A 15835-nucleotide genomic window follows, 5' to 3' on the forward strand; every position below is an offset into this window, starting at 1 on the left:
CACCTTAGAAGAGATTGTTTTTCTAAAGTAAAGAAGGATAGTGGTAAAATGAAATTCAGACCGTGTATAGACATTCAATAGTGACAAATTATATTTGTAGGGTGATAAGTCGATGATAGGAATAAGTATAGCAACACAGTGGGAATATGAAGCAACATTGGAATATTTCGGCATAAAAGATAATGAACGTTTCGGTTATCCTTATGGCGAGTATTTCATAAGAACAATGAATGATACCGAACTTGTTTTTTATAGTACCGGTGTAAGAAAAGTAAATGGTGTTGGTGGTAATCAGTATATGATTTCTACATTTAATTTAACGAAAGTAATCGTTGCTGGAACCTGTGCAGGAATAGATGATCAGTTCAGTAATTTGGATATTTTTGTACCCGAGAAAGCCGTTCAATATGATTGCACAGTAAAAGAAATCGAGCCTCTTATTAAACAATCCTTCATAGTCGATATTGATCTATCAAAATATGGAAATGATTTTTATACCGGAACAATTGGCACCGCTGATAAAGCAGTTGTTATGTGGAAGGACTATTTAGAACTTAAAGAAAACGAAATAACAATAGCTGATACAGAAGCGGGTGCAATTGCTTATATCTGTAAGAAGAATGATGTTGAATGTATGATTATTAAAGGAATATCTGATTTTCCAACAGATGAAAGAAACTCTGATAAATTTGAATCTAACATTGAACAAATGAATGTTTATTTAGAAAACACACCCAAAGTTATGAACAAAATATTTGGCGAATATTTAAAAAGGTTTATATAAGTAAATAGATAGACCATTTGAGATATATTTTTATTCATACTAGTACTCATCCTCATCCCAGTGAAAAAAGCTTATTGTTTAAAAGCTTTTATTTTAAAATACGACAAAATATGACAATAATTGATAGTAAATTGGAAGGGAAATGTTATACTTGAAACAGTAACAATAAATGAGATCAAGCCCCTTTTTGTGGAAAAAAATGGTGATAACCTATATAAATTATGCTAAAATTCAGAAGTCTAAGGATTTTACATAAGGGGGATTCAGATGAGAGAAAAATTGAAAGTATTTGGGATACCTATAGGAATCATGCTTCTATTCATCGCTGCCTTGTTCTTTCACCAGCTGCTGTTAGTGAAGGAATTACCTCAGCCGAATTGGAGCCGTTCACTCCCATTAGACTTCACCTCAAAAGAGAGACCTCAGGTGTTTCAAAACAATGAGGAACTATACCTCTCAAGTAAAGGGAAGATCCATGCGCTTACCATCAATGATGAAATGAGTGTAGCAGATGAAAGAGTCATTGATACCAAGATCACCAGAGGCTATCCATTTTGGACCGATGGCAACGAATACATCTACTATAAAGATGGAAATCTAGTTTCGACCCAGGACAGTAAGGATCAGGTCCTGTCGAAAGAGATCACGGGTCTCGGAGCAAGCGCAAACCATATCTATTATTGGAGTAACGAACAACTATATGAATATAATGTGCAAGAGGGTTCATCCAGGGAAGTCTCCACTTTTTCATCTGAAATTTCAGATGTCCACGTAGGAGAAAACGGAAAAGCTGTCATTCAGGTGGCACAAGATGATACTCATGATTTCGTCTACTATATGAATGAAAACCGTGAAGTCAGTGAGAAGCCTTTTTTACTAGTGAATACAGCACCGAATAAAAAGGTGGATGGTTTAACGTTTAAAGTAACAGACGAGAAGCTCACCTTACTATACAATGAGAAATCACGCACACAAGGTACGCTTTCCTACAGTACATACAAGGTGCAGGTTCCATTACAGGAAGTAGGATCATCGATTTTAACCGGGAGTAAGATTGAATTCGTCAATAAAGATACCGGGGAAAAGCTGGCGAATGCCGGTGGGGTACAGTTTGTAAACGTTGATGGGAAAGAATCCGTGGTGTTCACTTCAGAAGGACAGCGTATTGGTGATAACAGTGTGATGAGCCTGTATGCTGCTCCTTTTCAAGATCAGGGGATTCTGAAGGGCTCTCCTCTTAGTACGACCAAGCATGTCACATATTCACCTGTGCAATTAACTGACGAAGCACTGGTTTGGTTTAATTATGATGGTGGTACATATGAACTATACGGGGCATCTCAGAACGATCAAGTCGTTTCAGAAAGTACAAACTGGTCGAAAAGATCAGTGAAAGAGGCACTGAACAACGGCGTTCTCATGATGTTCAGCAGCCTGGTGACGGTATTGACATCCTTTTACTGGGTGCTTCCATCGCTCTTTCTATTAATCTTATTGTATATATTCAGACCAAATGCGTTTGAAAAAGACGGGATCAGCTGGGCTGAATATGCATCGATCATCATTTTTATGCTGATGCCGATCAGCTACACCAGCAACGCAATGAACGCGTATTTTTACCAAGTGGCACCGGAGTATTTCGTGTTTCCGGGAAGCGGCTACGCACTATTATTGTTGATTAGTGTGATCACTTGGGTGATTTGGAAAATAGGGCGGGACCCTGATTGGGGATCCTTTGCAGGTGCCTTTTACTTCATGGGAATCTATATTTTGTTCTATATTACTTCAATCGGTCCATATATATTTAACTTATTTTAACCAATAAAGGTATGAGTGGGGCGGGTGGCTTAGATGATGGAGAAAATGAATCATATGATAAAACATACATTTTACAACAAGATAATGATCCTCATGGCTCTATTTGTCATACAGTTCATCGTTTTACTCTTCATTGATAAGCCATGGAACGTAATCACTGCCTTTCTGGTAACCATTGCAGGGGTAACGGTCCTGGCACACTTATTAATAAAAGGGAAAACCTTTCTGGCAGAGCATCGAAAATTGCTGGAAGAAGAAAATCAGCTGTCCACCCTTCTCCATTCACTGCCGGATTTTGTGTGCTTTAAAGATGGGCAGGGCCGCTGGTTAAAGGTCAATCAATTTGGCCGAAAACTGTATAACCTTGAACGAATTGATTATGTAGGGAAGACTGACAGGGAATTAGGAGAACTGGTTCCCTTTTTTAAAGACGCCTTCGACTACTGTGTTGACTCCGATGAACAATCATGGAAAGCTGAAAAGGTAACGAGATGCGAAGAAGGATTCTACCTTCCGAACGGTGAATACAAAACCTTTGATGTCATAAAAGTCCCGTTATTTCATTCGAATCAGACAAGAAGGGGATTAGTCATCATCGGCCGGGATATCTCTCAGCAGAAAATAGCTGAAGAAATGCTATTAAGAAAAGAGAAATTATCGGTAGTCGGGGAGCTTGCTGCGGGAATCGCCCATGAGATCCGGAATCCCCTTACAAGCATCAAGGGCTTCATTCAACTGCTTGAAGAGAATGAGCATGTATCCGAAAATTATCTCAACGTCATGTCCTCCGAGATGGATCGAATCAACCAAATTGTAGGAGAGTTACTCATTTTATCAAAACCTCAAATGAGGGAATACCAGGTCTTTGATATGAATGAGGTGTTACACTATGTGATCAAGGTAATGGAGCATGAAGCAATCCTCAAAGGGATCACATTAAATGTTCAAGTACCATCATCCTCCATTCACGTATTTGGAGATAAAAATCAATGCGTACAGGTCTTTATTAATATTATAAAAAATGCAATCGAATCGATGGAAGAAGGAGAAATCCGCGTCAACTGGAACATTCTGAACGAAAAGTTCATCATCTCCATTCAAGATCAAGGGGTGGGAATACCGCCTGATCGATTAAAGAGACTGGGTGAGCCGTTCTTCACTTTGAAAGAAAAAGGGATGGGACTCGGGCTGACCATTAGTCAAAAGATCATTGAAGACCATAAAGGGTCTATACTCATTGAATCAGAAGTGGACAAGGGAACAAAAGTAGAAGTAACCTTACCGGTAAAACATAAGTGAAGTTCAGGGCTGCCTCATTGCGATGCAGCCTTTACCTATGTAAAAGGCAGAATTCGTAAGACGATAGGGTTCTTAGCTTGGAACGGTTGTGGGGATAGATGAAAAAGGGTTAATGAACATGAAAGTACAAGAATAAGATGAAAGGAGCGTAAATACAGGCTTCCCTTCATAGAATCCATAAAGGAGATGTGAAGTCATGATATCATCCAATCATCCATATAAGCAGAAAGAAGGAAGAAGCACAGAGTGGATTGTAGCGGAAAGGAACGGTCAACGATTTGTTCACTGGTCAAAGAAATAAAAAACCCAGGTTCGAATTCGAACCTGGGTTTCTTTCATCAAAAAATCATATGAGCAATTGCAACAATCACAAGTAAAGTCAAGAATGTACGCTGCAAGAAGATGATCACTAAGTCCTTGAAATCAACCGGGATCTTAGAACCTAGTAATAATCCCCCAACCTCAGACATGTAGATCAATTGTGTTACAGATAAACAAGCGATCACAAAGCGTGTCAGTTCACTTTCAATTCCAGCTCCAAAGATGGCGGGAAGGAACATATCGGCAAACCCGACAAGGATCGATTGAGACGCTTCAGCTGCTTCTGGGATTTGCAGAAGCTCAAGTAGTGGAATAAGCGGCATACCGATATATTCGAAGAACTTGGTATTCTCGGCTACGATCAGTGCCGTTGTACCGATCGCCATAACGATGGGTGCAACCCCCATCCACATATCCAACACATTTTTCATTCCATCAGTAAAAAACTTAGAAGTACTATTGTTATTCTTCGCTTGAACAAGGGCTTGTTCGTATCCATAACCTACGCGGCTATAGCCTTCTGGAATGACTTCCATCGTGTTCTTGCCTTCTTGATCATTATAGTACGTGTCAGGCTTACGAGATAATGGCGGGATTCGTGGCAGCACGATCGCTGCGATAATTCCTGAAATGGCTACTGTTATATAGAAAGGAATGAAGTATTTTCCGAGATCAACCTCAGAAATGACGACTAAACTGAAGGTAATGGATACAACAGAGAATGTCGTACCAATGATTGCTGCTTCCTTCTTCGTATAGTACCCTTCTTCATATTGCTTACTTGTCAATAGCACCCCGATCGTTCCGTCTCCTAACCAGGAAGCTAAACAATCGATGGAAGAACGTCCGGGCAAACCAAATACGGGACGCATCACTTTCGTTAAGAGAGCACCGAATAATTCAAGTAGACCGAAATTCAATAATAAAGGTAGAAAAAGTCCAGCAAATAAAAATACAGAAAATAGAATGGCCAGAAGTCCATCCGGATTTAATAGAAGTCCACCCGTTGCGTCTGACCAGACCCATTCAGGCCCTAATTTAAATAGAGTCATGATCGCAAACACAGCACCCAGTACTCTGACAAAAACCCAAACAGGTCTTACATCGAAAAGGCTTGTAAAAAATGGAGATTTTTCAATGAAAGCAGGGCGTATGAACTTTGTGATAAAAGTCCCTAATACGGTAAGGATGATCAATCCTGTCATGATTGCAGGTACATAGCTTCCAATCCAGTCCTGTAATAATCCTGAAAGAACGGCGATTGGTATCGTGATCCCTTCTTCCTGTGGTATCGGAACCATAAAAAGAAAAATTCCCAACAGGGAAGGGATGATAAATCGTAAATGACTTGTTAATGTAAAGCGATGTTGTCGATTCATAAATTCACCTCAGATGTAGTTATAACGGAAAATGAAACATTATTCATTTTAATGCATACATATAAATTTGTCCATAAGAAGTTCCCACAAGGGAGTGGATGCATTACCTAGCTGTTTTTCCCAAACGGTGTGAAAGTGAAACATAAAATGTCGAATAATCGATCTAGTAAATGAATGTACACAAAAAGAAAGCGCTATCTTTCAATACCTCTCTATTTTACTAAAATTTTAAAAAATTTCAATTATAAGCTGAAAAACATTTTGCTTTCTCTCATTTCAAGTAATAAAGTTTGAAGTTCGAGGGAATTATTACTAAAAAATTTATTATTTTTTTGAAAATGAGGTTTAAGTAGTATGGAAGAGGGTATAAAAAATTCATACCTTGGTGAGTCAGGAGTTGTAATCGATGACATCTTTAACGATACTTACGGAAGAGCAGTTGGCTAATGTCTATCAATTAGCACAGGAAGAAGGATTGGAAGAAGAATTTATTGAGATGTTAGAAGGGGAGCTGGAGAGAAGAGAAATCGCTCGATAGGACTCAGACTAAAAAACAATGAAACGTCATACATAACGGCTGATCTCCTACCGGGAGGTCAGCCTATTTTTATGTCATAAGACAAAAGTGCCCTGGAGAGTCTCAGGCAAAGACGAAACACTCTAAGGCACTTTTTTTTATAAGAAGAGTAATCCAAGGGAAATGACGACTCCACTAATGACAAGGATAATGACGCAGTAACCCATAATATCCTTCGCCTTTAATCCTGCAATCGCTAAAGCAGGCAATGCCCAGAACGGCTGGATCAGATTTGTCCAGGCGTCTCCCCAAGCGACGGCCATAGCGGTCTTAGCTACTGAGGCATCCAGTGTTTGAGCGGCATCAAGCATAATAGGAGCCTGGACGGCCCACTGTCCTCCCCCGGAAGGAACAAAGAAGTTCACAATCCCGGCGCTGAGGAAGGCGAAAAAGTAAAAGGTCACATCATTTGAAATCGATACAAAGGCCTCGGACATGACGACAGCAAGACCGGATGCCGTCATCATTCCCATGATTCCTGCGTAGAAAGGGAATTGAATGACAATCCCGCTCGCGCCTTTAATCGCTTCCTGAACAGCCGCAAGAAAGTGTTTTGGCGTACCGTGAAAGAGAATGCCCAGGAATAAGAATAAAAAGTTCACGATATCTAAATTGATGGCGAAACCGTTTTGAACAAAATATGAAAATAGGAATGCAATCCCGAGAACGGCAACAATAATCGATAATACCATACTGTTTTCAAGACGCTCAGCAGGTGTTAATGCCTCTTTTTCAAGAGTGGCGGCCGTTTCATTAAAGATTTCAGGATCTACGGTTACCGTTTCTTCTTTAGACGGCATCAGCATCCTGTTGATGACCGGAAGAACAATAAATAGTGCTAACACAATCAGGACATTGAACGTAGCGAAGATCGTCTCGCTTGTCGAGATGACACCGATCATATCCTGGAATGGATGATCGGCTGTTGCAATCGATAACGGAATGGATCCCGAGAACCCTGCATGCCAGACAATAAATCCGGAATAAGCACTGGCAATCAGCAACCGGTAATCGACACCTTTCACCCGTTTTGCCAACTCTTTCGCAAATAATGCCCCGATTACAAGGCCAAAGCCCCAGTTGATCCAGCTGGCAATCATCGAAACGACCGTAACAATGACAATCGCGGAACCAGGTGACTTCGCAAATGAGGCAAGGAAACCAAGGAAACGTTTAAACAGTGGACTACTTGCCAGTACATACCCCGTCACAAGCACAAGAACCATCTGCATGGAAAAGGCAAGCAGGCTCCAGAATCCGTTCCCCCAATACTGAACCATCTCGAGACTTGAACTATCAGTGAAGATAAGGCCGAATCCAAATACGGCCAGTGTTAAAATGACAACAAATAAAAATGGATCAGGCAGATAGCGTTGCATGATCTTGTTCGATAATGATATAAGTGCCTTCATCTTTTCATCCCCCTTATTTAAATACACACCCTTTCTATTCTTCTATAATGATATGTGAAAACCCTTTCATTTATATGAAAATGAAGAGCCCAAATCAAAAAACGCCTGACTCATTTAAAGAGATCAGGCGCCTAAGCTTATTTCTTTACGGGTCGGGACGCTCCCCTTTTTTCTTTACGCAGAAGTCTAAACAACGTTACACACATCAGGACAAGGATGACAGTGAATGGCAATGCGGAGACGAGAGAGGCGGTCTGCAAGCCCTCCAGTCCACTGGACACCAGTAATACAGCGGCAATGGCAGCAATGAGTACTCCCCAGACGATTTTCACTATCATAGGAGGATTCAAGCTTCCCTCCGTCGTCATACTGCTTAGAATATAGGTCGCTGAATCAGCGGAAGTAATTAAAAAGGTAAAGATCAATAAGATGGAGATAACGGACAGGATCATCGTAAACGGAAGTTCTCCATACGTTGAAAATAAGGCACTTGTGACATCCTTGTTGACCCCTTCAGCAATGGCGGTACCATTAAATAAATCCAGGTGAAGAGCTGTACCACCAAAGACAGCAATCCACATAAGGGCAATCAGTGGAGGAACCACCAAGACCCCTATGATAAATTCCCTTATCGTTCTCCCCCTTGATACCCTGGCGATAAAAGCACCTACGAATGGAGACCAGGCGATGGCCCATGCCCAATAGAAAATCGTCCAATCCTGTACCCATGTTCCTCCCTGATAAGGAGTCAATCGTAAGCTGTAGCGGATGAAATTAGAAATATAGTCACCAATCCCAAGTATGAACGTGTTTAATATAAAGACGGTCGGCCCGACGATGAATACAAATAGCATCAAGAATAGAGCCAAGGATAAATTGACATTACTGAGCCATTTAATCCCTTTATCGAGGCCGGTTGTAGAAGATGCTAAATAAAGGATAAGCAGAATGAACACAATCGAGAGTTGAGAAAGTGTGTTGTTACCCACTCCAAATACAGAATTTAATCCTCCGTTTATTTGGAGAATACCTAACCCCAGTGAAGTAGCTACACCCATGACGGTTGCGATGACAGCCAGGATATCAATGGTATTCTTGATCCCCTTCTTTTGTCGGCCGATCATGGGAGATAGGGAAGTGGAAACCAGTCCATTTTCCCCTTTTCTAAACTGAAAATAAGCAATGATCAATCCGACAATCGTGAAAACAGACCATTGACTCACCCCCCAATGAAAAAAGGAATAGCCCATTGCAAGGCGGGCGGATTCTTCCGTTTGCGGCTCTACCCCCGGAATGGGGGTTTCAAAGAAATGACTCATCGGTTCAGCAATTCCCCAGAACACAAGACCGATTCCAAACCCGGCTGAAAATAACATGCCAATCCAGGTGAAGAAAGGATACTGTGGTCGTTCATCGTCCTTTCCCAATCGTATCTTCCCATATTTACTTACCATAAGAAAAAATAGAAATAATACAAAGAAAAACACTGCAGCGAGATAAAACCATCCAAACGAATAGGTCGTGAAACCAAAGGCTGCATTCGCTCCTTTAGCAAAAAGTTTCGGAAAAGCCGCCCCAAACACAACCAAGATGGACACAATAATAGCTGAAATCCAAAACACTTTGTTCAAATATGTACGATTACCCATGAATACCCCTCCTGACATAGTAGACGAACGTCTTCTATATTTTCATACCCTAAATCTACAGGGTTATTCATAAGCAGGAGGTGGTTCAGTACAACTCGGGAAATGTTTCATGATACAATGGGTGAAATTATGAACTTTAACAACAGGAAGGTGTCTACTTATGATTACATGTATCGCAACGGATATGGACGGAACGCTCTTGAATGAAAACCAGGAAATCAGTGAAGCCAACAAACAAGCAATCCTGGATGCGCAACAGCAAGGAATAGAAGTCGTTGTTGCAACAGGGAGATCATATGAAGAAGCCCGCTATGTCATACAGGAAGCCGGCATCTCATGTGATATCGTTTGTGCCAATGGAGCAGAGGTTCGAAATAAACAGGGTGAAATCGTCTATCAGGCAGGCATTGAATCAGCACAAGCGAAAAAAATTGCAGCTGTCTTAAACGAAACCGGTATTTACTTTGAAATCTATACAGATCAGGGAACATACACTGAAAATCTTGAAATGGGCGTTGAGTTGATCGTCGATATTTTCACGACAGCCAACCCTGAAGTATCAGAAGAGCAGGTGAGAAAAGCAGCCAAGGAACGATTTGATAAAGGTCATATCAAATTAGTGGAAGATTACGGGGTACTGTTCGAGGATGCTTCCCAGCTTGTTTACAAATTCCTTGTTTTCTCTTTTGATGAAAAGCAATTAACAGAAGCGAATGAAAAATTAAATAAAATAACAGGCATTGCCATTAGCTCGTCGGGTAAAGAAAACATAGAAGTGAATAGCCTTGAAGCACAAAAAGGGGTGGCTCTGCAGAAGCTTCTGAACGACAAAGGCCTTTCAGCGGAGAATGCCATGGCAATGGGTGATAACCTTAACGACCTATCCATGATGAAAGCTGTTGGGAGACCCGTTGCCATGGGGAATGCCCTGGCGCAAGTAAGAGAATTCTGTCCATTCATCACGGCAACAAACCGTGAAGACGGTGTCGCAAAAGCGATACAGGAAGCTCTTCAACAGACGGCAAACTCATGAGAACGTCTTCTGTTGTCCATACTGGTTAAAAAAAAGTGAATAAGGGAGCTTGAAAAAATGAGAAACCGAAACAGTTGGTTCTTAGTCGTCATTGGTCTTAGCTTACTACTTAGTGCCTGCTCAATGGGACAGCCAGATGAACAACAGGAAGAAAGTGAATCCGTCAGTAAACCGAGTGTCGAAAGCAACGTGATTGCAAAAAACCTCTCCATTCCCTGGTCGATTCAAAAGCTTGATGATGTTTTTTTCCTCACCCAAAGGACGGGGGATATCATTGAAATAAAGGATGGCAGGAAATCCGTTGTGAAAACCAATCTTTCTATGCCATTATCCAAACGGCCAGAAGCGGGGTTACTGGGATTTGTGCTTCATCCGGATTTCAAAACAAATCAGCTGGCGTATGCCTACTACACGTATGATGACTCAGGGGACCCGTACAACCGCGTCGTACTATTAAAACGAACGGAAAACGAGTGGAGTGAGGAAAAGGTATTGCTGGATGAAATTCCAAGCGGTCAATACCACCACGGTGGCCGACTGGAAATCGGACCGGAAAACAAGCTCTACATCACGACAGGGGATGCCACTCAACAGGATAAGGCTCAGGATCTCTCCTTTCTTGGCGGAAAAATTCTTAGGATGAATTTGGATGGTGGAATACCAGACGACAATCCATTTAAGGATTCATACGTTTACAGCTACGGTCATCGTAATCCTCAGGGACTGGCATGGAACAAAGCTGGAGAGCTTTATGAAACAGAGCACGGACCGAACGGATATGATGAAGTGAACCGTATCGAAGCCGGCAGCAATTATGGATGGCCAAAGATCACTGGGGATGAAAAACAAGATTCGTTGATTTCGCCCCTCGCGCACTCCGGGGAACCTTCATGGGCCCCGTCAGGAGCGGACGTTTGGAAAGAAGATTTAGTATTTGCCTCTCTCGCGGGTCAAAGTGTAAAGCGATTCGACCCTGAAACCCGGAAAGTATCAGACTTACTGACGGGCTTTGGTCGTATTCGGGACGTGCTTGTGGAAGGAGATACCCTTTACTTTGTATCGAATAATACAGATGGACGCGGGATCCCCCGGGAGAATGATGATAAATTGTATGAGGTGGATTTGAATTCATTGACGATTGAAGAATAGATAGGGTTACCTTCCTTGGCGTAGAGCTGAGGGAGGTATTTTTCGCAAAAAAAATAACACGCTAAAGAGCGTGTTTATGAATTCTTATTCTCATCATTGTCTTTATATTTCAGAATAGCGATCACAAACATCCCAAAGCTGAGCATCAGAGATAATACCTCAAACGTATTCATGAATACATCGCCTCCTTACTTAAAGGCTTCCCGGACATAAGATTGTCCTATACGCCGCAATAAAGAAAAAACATCAGACCTCAATATAGGCAATCAATGGTATTTTATTTAAAATGAATGACAAGGATGAAAACTCTTTGAAAGGAATGTGGTGACATGAATGGAAAATGGATACTTTCATTTCTACTCGTTCCCATTATACTTAATGGATGTGGAGGAACAGATGATCAACCGGTTCAGGAAGAGCAGGATTCCTCTGAAGTAAATTCCGATTTGCCTTCATCTGATACCAATCAGCCGGTAGACCAGTTAGATGTTCTTGCCAACGATGAAAAAATCATAGAGATGTTAAAAAAGACCGGGGTGATCTCTGAACATGCTTCCCCCGAAGAGATAGAAAAAGCGCTACAAAAATATCTTAAAGATAAAAATAGCAATCAACTGATTAATGAAAAAGAGAAGAAGAAATACATTGAGGAGATTAAAAAGAAAATTCAAGAGGGGGATTCTTCCGAAGGTGATGCAGATAATTGAAACAAAAGGCAAAGATGAAAATCCTTGCCTTTTTGTTCATGTGCGGGTACTTATTAGCGCATGACGCTACCGCCTGATATTTTCACAGATTCCCCCACAATGTTCTCTGCGGCATCACTTAGTAGATAGACTATCGTATTTGCCACTTCAGTCGGCGAGGTAAGACGTCCAGAAGGAATACTGTCTTTCGCGATCTCCAGTTGCTCCTCATAACCTCTGCCTTCACGTTCACCTTTTGATTTTATTGCGTTCCTTCCCATATCGGTATCTACATAACCCGGGCAAATAGCATTCACTCGTATGTGGTTTTCAATCGCTTCATGGGCAAAGGCTTGAGTAAATCCGGTTACGGCAAACTTAGATGCACTGTATGCGCTGTTCCCATGAGTTCCTCTCAGACCTGACAGGGAAGAGATGTTGACGATGGAACCCCTATTTTGCTCCTTCATTTGGTTATAGACGGCCTGAGAGAGCTGGACCAGTGAAAAATAATTTAACTCCATGATTTTTCTCATGTCTTCCTCGGACAGACTCTCGACCATATCACCGCCGCCTATCCCGGCTGAGTTCACGAGACCTGTGATAGGGCCGTGCTGGTTTATTGCGGCCGATAGAAGCTGTTCGCGATCTTCAGTGTTAGTCAGGTCCGCTATATATAGGAAGACCTTATCTCTTTCCCGGCATTCGTTTTTCAGTTGCTTCAGCTTTTCTTCATTTCTTCCTGAAATCGTCACCTTTGCGCCAGCCTGAACGGCTACTTTTGCTGTTTCATATCCGATGCCGCCTGTCGCGCCAGTGATGAGGATATGCTGGTCTTTCAACGTGCTTTCGTGGAAAAGGAAACTCATTTCTCTACCTCCTTATGATGTATAGTAGGATTTACCCGTTTGGGGGAGGAAGAAAACAGGTGAAGATGAGGTGGGCTGTCGGTTTTGAAAATAAATGGTGAAGAATTAAAAATAAAAGTGGAAATTTGAAAATAAGCAGGGTGAAATTGAAAATAAAACCCTCATTGTATGAGCAAGACGAATGAAAATCTGCTTCCAGTATCCATTTTCAGTCCCAATGGTCACTTTACAGCCCAAAAAAAGAACCCCCAATCCCTCATTTGGAGTTCTTTCTTCACATTTATCCCCTACCAATCCCATTCACAATCATCTGCACCGTCATGTCGATCTCCTTCTCATCATCCCAATCCGCTTCAGGAAGGAAGAGGTACCTGACAAGCAACAATCCGAAGATACTGGTGGCTGAAAATCGCACGACAGTGGGTGAAGGCAAGTCGATGATCTGTCCCTTTTCTTTGTAATGGTCGACGAGCTTCACGAATTTCTCGATCACTTTTTCAGCGATATGCTCTTTGAATTGTTCCTTCAGCTCAGGATGGAAAGGGATTTCCTGTATCAAAATCTTAAATGCCGTCATGTTCTCTTTCAAAAATTCCTGCCGATTCAAAATCATCGCTTTCAGGAAATCTTCATACCGATCATACTTCGCATCGAGCACTTTATTGAGATCCCGGATGACAAATGGGGCGATCAGCTTGGCCATCGTAGGGGATACAATCGAAAGAAGCAGGTCCTTCTTCGTTTTGTAATGCCGGAAGATGGTTCCTTCTGCGACACCTGCTTTTTTTGCGATTTGGCTGGTAGAGGTGGAAGCGTAGCCTTTTTCGGCAAACATTTCGATGGCTGCTTCCACGATTTTCTGTTGCTTATCAGTCAGTGTTTCTTCCTGATCAAATAGCTGTTTAAATATATTCTTTTCCTCAGTCATGCTTTAAACCCCTAACTTGTCGTTCATTCCTACCCTATATTTTACGGTATTTTCTGAGGGCTGCAACATTGAGAACGATAAAGAGTAGAGAAAACCCAATCAATACCGATAAGTTAAAGAGCAAATCCTCAAGAGCAAATCCCCGGATCATCACATCTCTTAAAGCATCCGCAGCATAATATAGAGGGGTGACTGGACCAATCCAGCTCAGCCATTCAGAAATCGTATCTAAATTGAATAATCCTGAAAAGAATATCTGTGGTACGACCACAATCGGAATGAACTGCATCATCTGTAATTCATTCTTGGCAAAAGCCGATAGCAATATTCCAAGTGTCAGGGCCGTGAATGATAAAGAAACGATGATGATCAATACATTGAAAAAGCTTCCTTTCATCATCATGTCCAGGACATAAATCGAATACCAGGAGATCAAGGATGCTTGTAGGAGGGTGACGATGCCGAATCCAATCACGTAGCTGATGACCATTTCCCAAATCATAATCGGGGAAGCAAGCAACCTCTCAAGTGTGCCCGTCGTTCTCTCTCTCAGGAAAGATACCCCGCTGATCAAAAAGACAAAGAAGAAGACGAAAAAGCCAAGAAGCACCGGTCCAAAGGAGTCAAACATCTCCATGTCCCCGCTTCCGTACACGTACTCAATCTGATCTGATAGCTTTTGAGAGTCGGCGGGAAACAAAGTTTGAATTTTTTTCATTACAGCCCCGTTGACAGTGGGGTCACTTCCTTCGATGACAATCGAAGGGGAAGTAGAGTCCTCGAATGATATATAGCCATCCAGTTCACCATCTTTAATGTCTTTCAAGGCCTTATCGGGACTCGCATAAGATTGAAAATCTTTCGTATCGAATTTAGATTCCAGTTGCTGTGGAAGATCGACAATCGCCACCTTTGCCTCATAATCATCCGAGTTAAAAACGAGAGACAGCATGCTGAGTATCAGTAATGGAGCTAGAAACATCAAGGCCAATGTTCGTTTGTCCCTGAGGAGCTGTTGAAGAATCCGAATGACAAAACCTCTAATCCGCAATGGAAACACCTCCATTTTTCAAAAATACCTCTTCAATCGAAGTCACCCCATACGTTTCTTTAATGGCATCCGGCGTATCGCTTGAAATGATTTCTCCATGCTGCAGGAGGCCGAGCCGGTCACATCTTTCTGCTTCATCCATCACATGGGTTGTGATGATAAGGGTTCTGCCTTCTTCCTTAAGACGGTGAAAGCTCTCCCAAATTTCCTTTCGTAAAACGGGATCGATCCCTACAGTCGGTTCATCTAAAAATAAGACTTCAGGGTCATGCAGAAGGGCGATGGCAAGGGATAGCCTTCTTTTCATTCCTCCTGAGTATTGATGGACAGGCTTATAGAGGTGATCCAGAAGATCTACGGTCGTCATTACTTTTTCAATTTGTTCGTTTCGTTTCGGTTTTTTTAATCCATAGAGAGAAGCCATGAAAGATAAATTTTCCTTTGCTGTCAGCTCATCATATAGGGCGTCTGATTGAGCCATATATCCGATGGTTGGGTACAGATCTTTTGCTTTCAGCTTGTTCCCTTTGAAGGTTACACTCCCTGTCGATGGCGTTTCGAGCCCGATCATAAGCTTGATCAAAGTCGTCTTACCCGAGCCAGAGGGTCCTAATAATCCATAGATATCACCTTTTGGGATGTTGAGAGAAACATTTTTTAACACTTCTTGAGAGCCGAATGACTTGGACAGCCCGTTCAATTGGATGATGGAATTCAATTGACTCACACCTTTCGGGAGTTAGTGAGTGATTACTCACTCTTATTATAGAGTATGTTGAGTGGATTGTAAAGTGAGTAATCACTCACTAACTGGTTATAGTTATTCTATTCACAAAATGGCCCCTTAGAAGAGCACAACAAAAAAAGAGCTTGAGCAAAG

The 15835-nt window shown here is 41.8% G+C and carries 15 protein-coding genes; 7 read left to right on the forward strand and 8 right to left on the reverse strand.

What is annotated here, in order from left to right; translation table 11 throughout:
* The first annotated feature begins 112 nt into the window (after nt 1-112).
* The 3 genes from ACOSV2_RS18425 (at nt 113) to ACOSV2_RS18435 (ending at nt 3901) form a co-directional block, all read left to right on the forward strand.
* Nucleotides 113-784: a 5'-methylthioadenosine/S-adenosylhomocysteine nucleosidase family protein gene (locus ACOSV2_RS18425; RefSeq protein ID WP_428976387.1), complete on the forward strand. Its 672-nt coding sequence runs from the start codon at nt 113-115 to the stop codon at nt 782-784.
* Nucleotides 785-1051: 267 nt separating this feature from the next.
* On the forward strand, nt 1052-2602 hold the full coding sequence (locus tag ACOSV2_RS18430) for a hypothetical protein (protein WP_428976388.1): 1551 nt from the start codon (nt 1052-1054) through the stop codon (nt 2600-2602).
* Between the two features lie 33 nt (nt 2603-2635).
* Complete coding sequence (locus ACOSV2_RS18435) at nt 2636-3901, forward strand: ATP-binding protein (RefSeq protein ID WP_428976389.1); 1266 nt, start codon at nt 2636-2638, stop codon at nt 3899-3901.
* Between the two features lie 338 nt (nt 3902-4239).
* Here ACOSV2_RS18435 and ACOSV2_RS18440 read toward each other — a convergent pair whose 3' ends face one another.
* A complete protein-coding gene (locus tag ACOSV2_RS18440; protein WP_428976390.1) occupies nt 4240-5601 on the reverse strand; it encodes a YjiH family protein in 1362 nt (453 codons plus the stop codon).
* A 406-nt stretch (nt 5602-6007) separates the two neighbouring features.
* Here ACOSV2_RS18440 and sda point away from each other — a divergent pair, with 406 nt between their 5' ends.
* A complete protein-coding gene (sda, locus tag ACOSV2_RS18445) occupies nt 6008-6139 on the forward strand; it encodes a sporulation histidine kinase inhibitor Sda (protein WP_113969300.1) in 132 nt (43 codons plus the stop codon).
* Between the two features lie 137 nt (nt 6140-6276).
* Here sda and ACOSV2_RS18450 read toward each other — a convergent pair whose 3' ends face one another.
* Nucleotides 6277-7590: a short-chain fatty acid transporter gene (locus tag ACOSV2_RS18450; RefSeq protein WP_428976391.1), complete on the reverse strand. Its 1314-nt coding sequence runs from the start codon at nt 7588-7590 to the stop codon at nt 6277-6279.
* A gap of 137 nt (nt 7591-7727) precedes the next feature.
* Nucleotides 7728-9239 carry a BCCT family transporter gene (locus tag ACOSV2_RS18455; RefSeq protein WP_428976392.1) on the reverse strand — a complete coding sequence of 504 codons (1512 nt, stop codon included), beginning with the start codon at nt 9237-9239 and terminating at the stop codon, nt 7728-7730.
* A gap of 160 nt (nt 9240-9399) precedes the next feature.
* On the opposite strand from ACOSV2_RS18455, the gene ACOSV2_RS18460 reads away from it, so the two are divergent.
* Nucleotides 9400-10272 (forward strand): HAD family hydrolase, encoded by an 873-nt coding sequence (locus ACOSV2_RS18460; protein ID WP_428976393.1) that lies wholly within the window; start codon nt 9400-9402, stop codon nt 10270-10272.
* Nucleotides 10273-10329: 57 nt separating this feature from the next.
* Nucleotides 10330-11421, forward strand: coding sequence for a PQQ-dependent sugar dehydrogenase (locus tag ACOSV2_RS18465; RefSeq protein ID WP_428976394.1), 1092 nt, complete (start codon nt 10330-10332; stop codon nt 11419-11421).
* Between the two features lie 74 nt (nt 11422-11495).
* Here ACOSV2_RS18465 and ACOSV2_RS18470 read toward each other — a convergent pair whose 3' ends face one another.
* Nucleotides 11496-11594: a putative holin-like toxin gene (locus tag ACOSV2_RS18470; RefSeq protein ID WP_220154059.1), complete on the reverse strand. Its 99-nt coding sequence runs from the start codon at nt 11592-11594 to the stop codon at nt 11496-11498.
* Nucleotides 11595-11750: 156 nt separating this feature from the next.
* On the opposite strand from ACOSV2_RS18470, the gene ACOSV2_RS18475 reads away from it, so the two are divergent.
* Complete coding sequence (locus tag ACOSV2_RS18475; RefSeq protein WP_428976395.1) at nt 11751-12128, forward strand: hypothetical protein; 378 nt, start codon at nt 11751-11753, stop codon at nt 12126-12128.
* 53 nt (nt 12129-12181) lie between these two features.
* Here the strand turns inward: ACOSV2_RS18475 and ACOSV2_RS18480 are convergent, their stop codons facing one another.
* From ACOSV2_RS18480 to ACOSV2_RS18495, 4 genes are all read right to left on the reverse strand, one after another.
* Entirely contained in the window at nt 12182-12976 is a 795-nt protein-coding gene (locus ACOSV2_RS18480; protein ID WP_428976396.1) for an SDR family NAD(P)-dependent oxidoreductase, read from the reverse strand.
* 280 nt (nt 12977-13256) lie between these two features.
* Nucleotides 13257-13904, reverse strand: coding sequence for a TetR/AcrR family transcriptional regulator (locus ACOSV2_RS18485; RefSeq protein ID WP_428976397.1), 648 nt, complete (start codon nt 13902-13904; stop codon nt 13257-13259).
* A gap of 34 nt (nt 13905-13938) precedes the next feature.
* Nucleotides 13939-14955, reverse strand: a complete 1017-nt coding sequence (locus ACOSV2_RS18490; RefSeq protein WP_428976398.1) for an ABC transporter permease — start codon at nt 14953-14955, stop codon at nt 13939-13941.
* Nucleotides 14945-15682: an ABC transporter ATP-binding protein gene (locus tag ACOSV2_RS18495; protein WP_428976399.1), complete on the reverse strand. Its 738-nt coding sequence runs from the start codon at nt 15680-15682 to the stop codon at nt 14945-14947. Before ACOSV2_RS18495 ends, ACOSV2_RS18490 begins: the two co-directional genes overlap by 11 nt.
* Nucleotides 15683-15835: the final 153 nt, after the last annotated feature.

Source organism: Rossellomorea sp. DUT-2 (assembly GCF_052665285.1).

Excerpts from the sequence above, each read along its gene's own strand:
- ACOSV2_RS18455 (WP_428976392.1), bottom strand. The coding sequence starts at position 9,239 with ATGGGTAATCGTACATATTTGAACAAAGTGTTTTGGATTTCAGCTATT.
- ACOSV2_RS18465 (WP_428976394.1), top strand. The coding sequence starts at position 10,330 with ATGAGAAACCGAAACAGTTGGTTCTTAGTCGTCATTGGTCTTAGCTTA.
- ACOSV2_RS18435 (WP_428976389.1), top strand. The coding sequence starts at position 2,636 with ATGATGGAGAAAATGAATCATATGATAAAACATACATTTTACAACAAG.
- ACOSV2_RS18480 (WP_428976396.1), bottom strand. The coding sequence starts at position 12,976 with ATGAGTTTCCTTTTCCACGAAAGCACGTTGAAAGACCAGCATATCCTC.
- ACOSV2_RS18450 (WP_428976391.1), bottom strand. The coding sequence starts at position 7,590 with ATGAAGGCACTTATATCATTATCGAACAAGATCATGCAACGCTATCTG.
- ACOSV2_RS18430 (WP_428976388.1), top strand. The coding sequence starts at position 1,052 with ATGAGAGAAAAATTGAAAGTATTTGGGATACCTATAGGAATCATGCTT.
- ACOSV2_RS18475 (WP_428976395.1), top strand. The coding sequence starts at position 11,751 with ATGAATGGAAAATGGATACTTTCATTTCTACTCGTTCCCATTATACTT.
- ACOSV2_RS18425 (WP_428976387.1), top strand. The coding sequence starts at position 113 with ATGATAGGAATAAGTATAGCAACACAGTGGGAATATGAAGCAACATTG.
- ACOSV2_RS18440 (WP_428976390.1), bottom strand. The coding sequence starts at position 5,601 with ATGAATCGACAACATCGCTTTACATTAACAAGTCATTTACGATTTATC.
- ACOSV2_RS18460 (WP_428976393.1), top strand. The coding sequence starts at position 9,400 with ATGATTACATGTATCGCAACGGATATGGACGGAACGCTCTTGAATGAA.
- sda (WP_113969300.1), top strand. The coding sequence starts at position 6,008 with ATGACATCTTTAACGATACTTACGGAAGAGCAGTTGGCTAATGTCTAT.
- ACOSV2_RS18470 (WP_220154059.1), bottom strand. The coding sequence starts at position 11,594 with ATGAATACGTTTGAGGTATTATCTCTGATGCTCAGCTTTGGGATGTTT.
- ACOSV2_RS18485 (WP_428976397.1), bottom strand. The coding sequence starts at position 13,904 with ATGACTGAGGAAAAGAATATATTTAAACAGCTATTTGATCAGGAAGAA.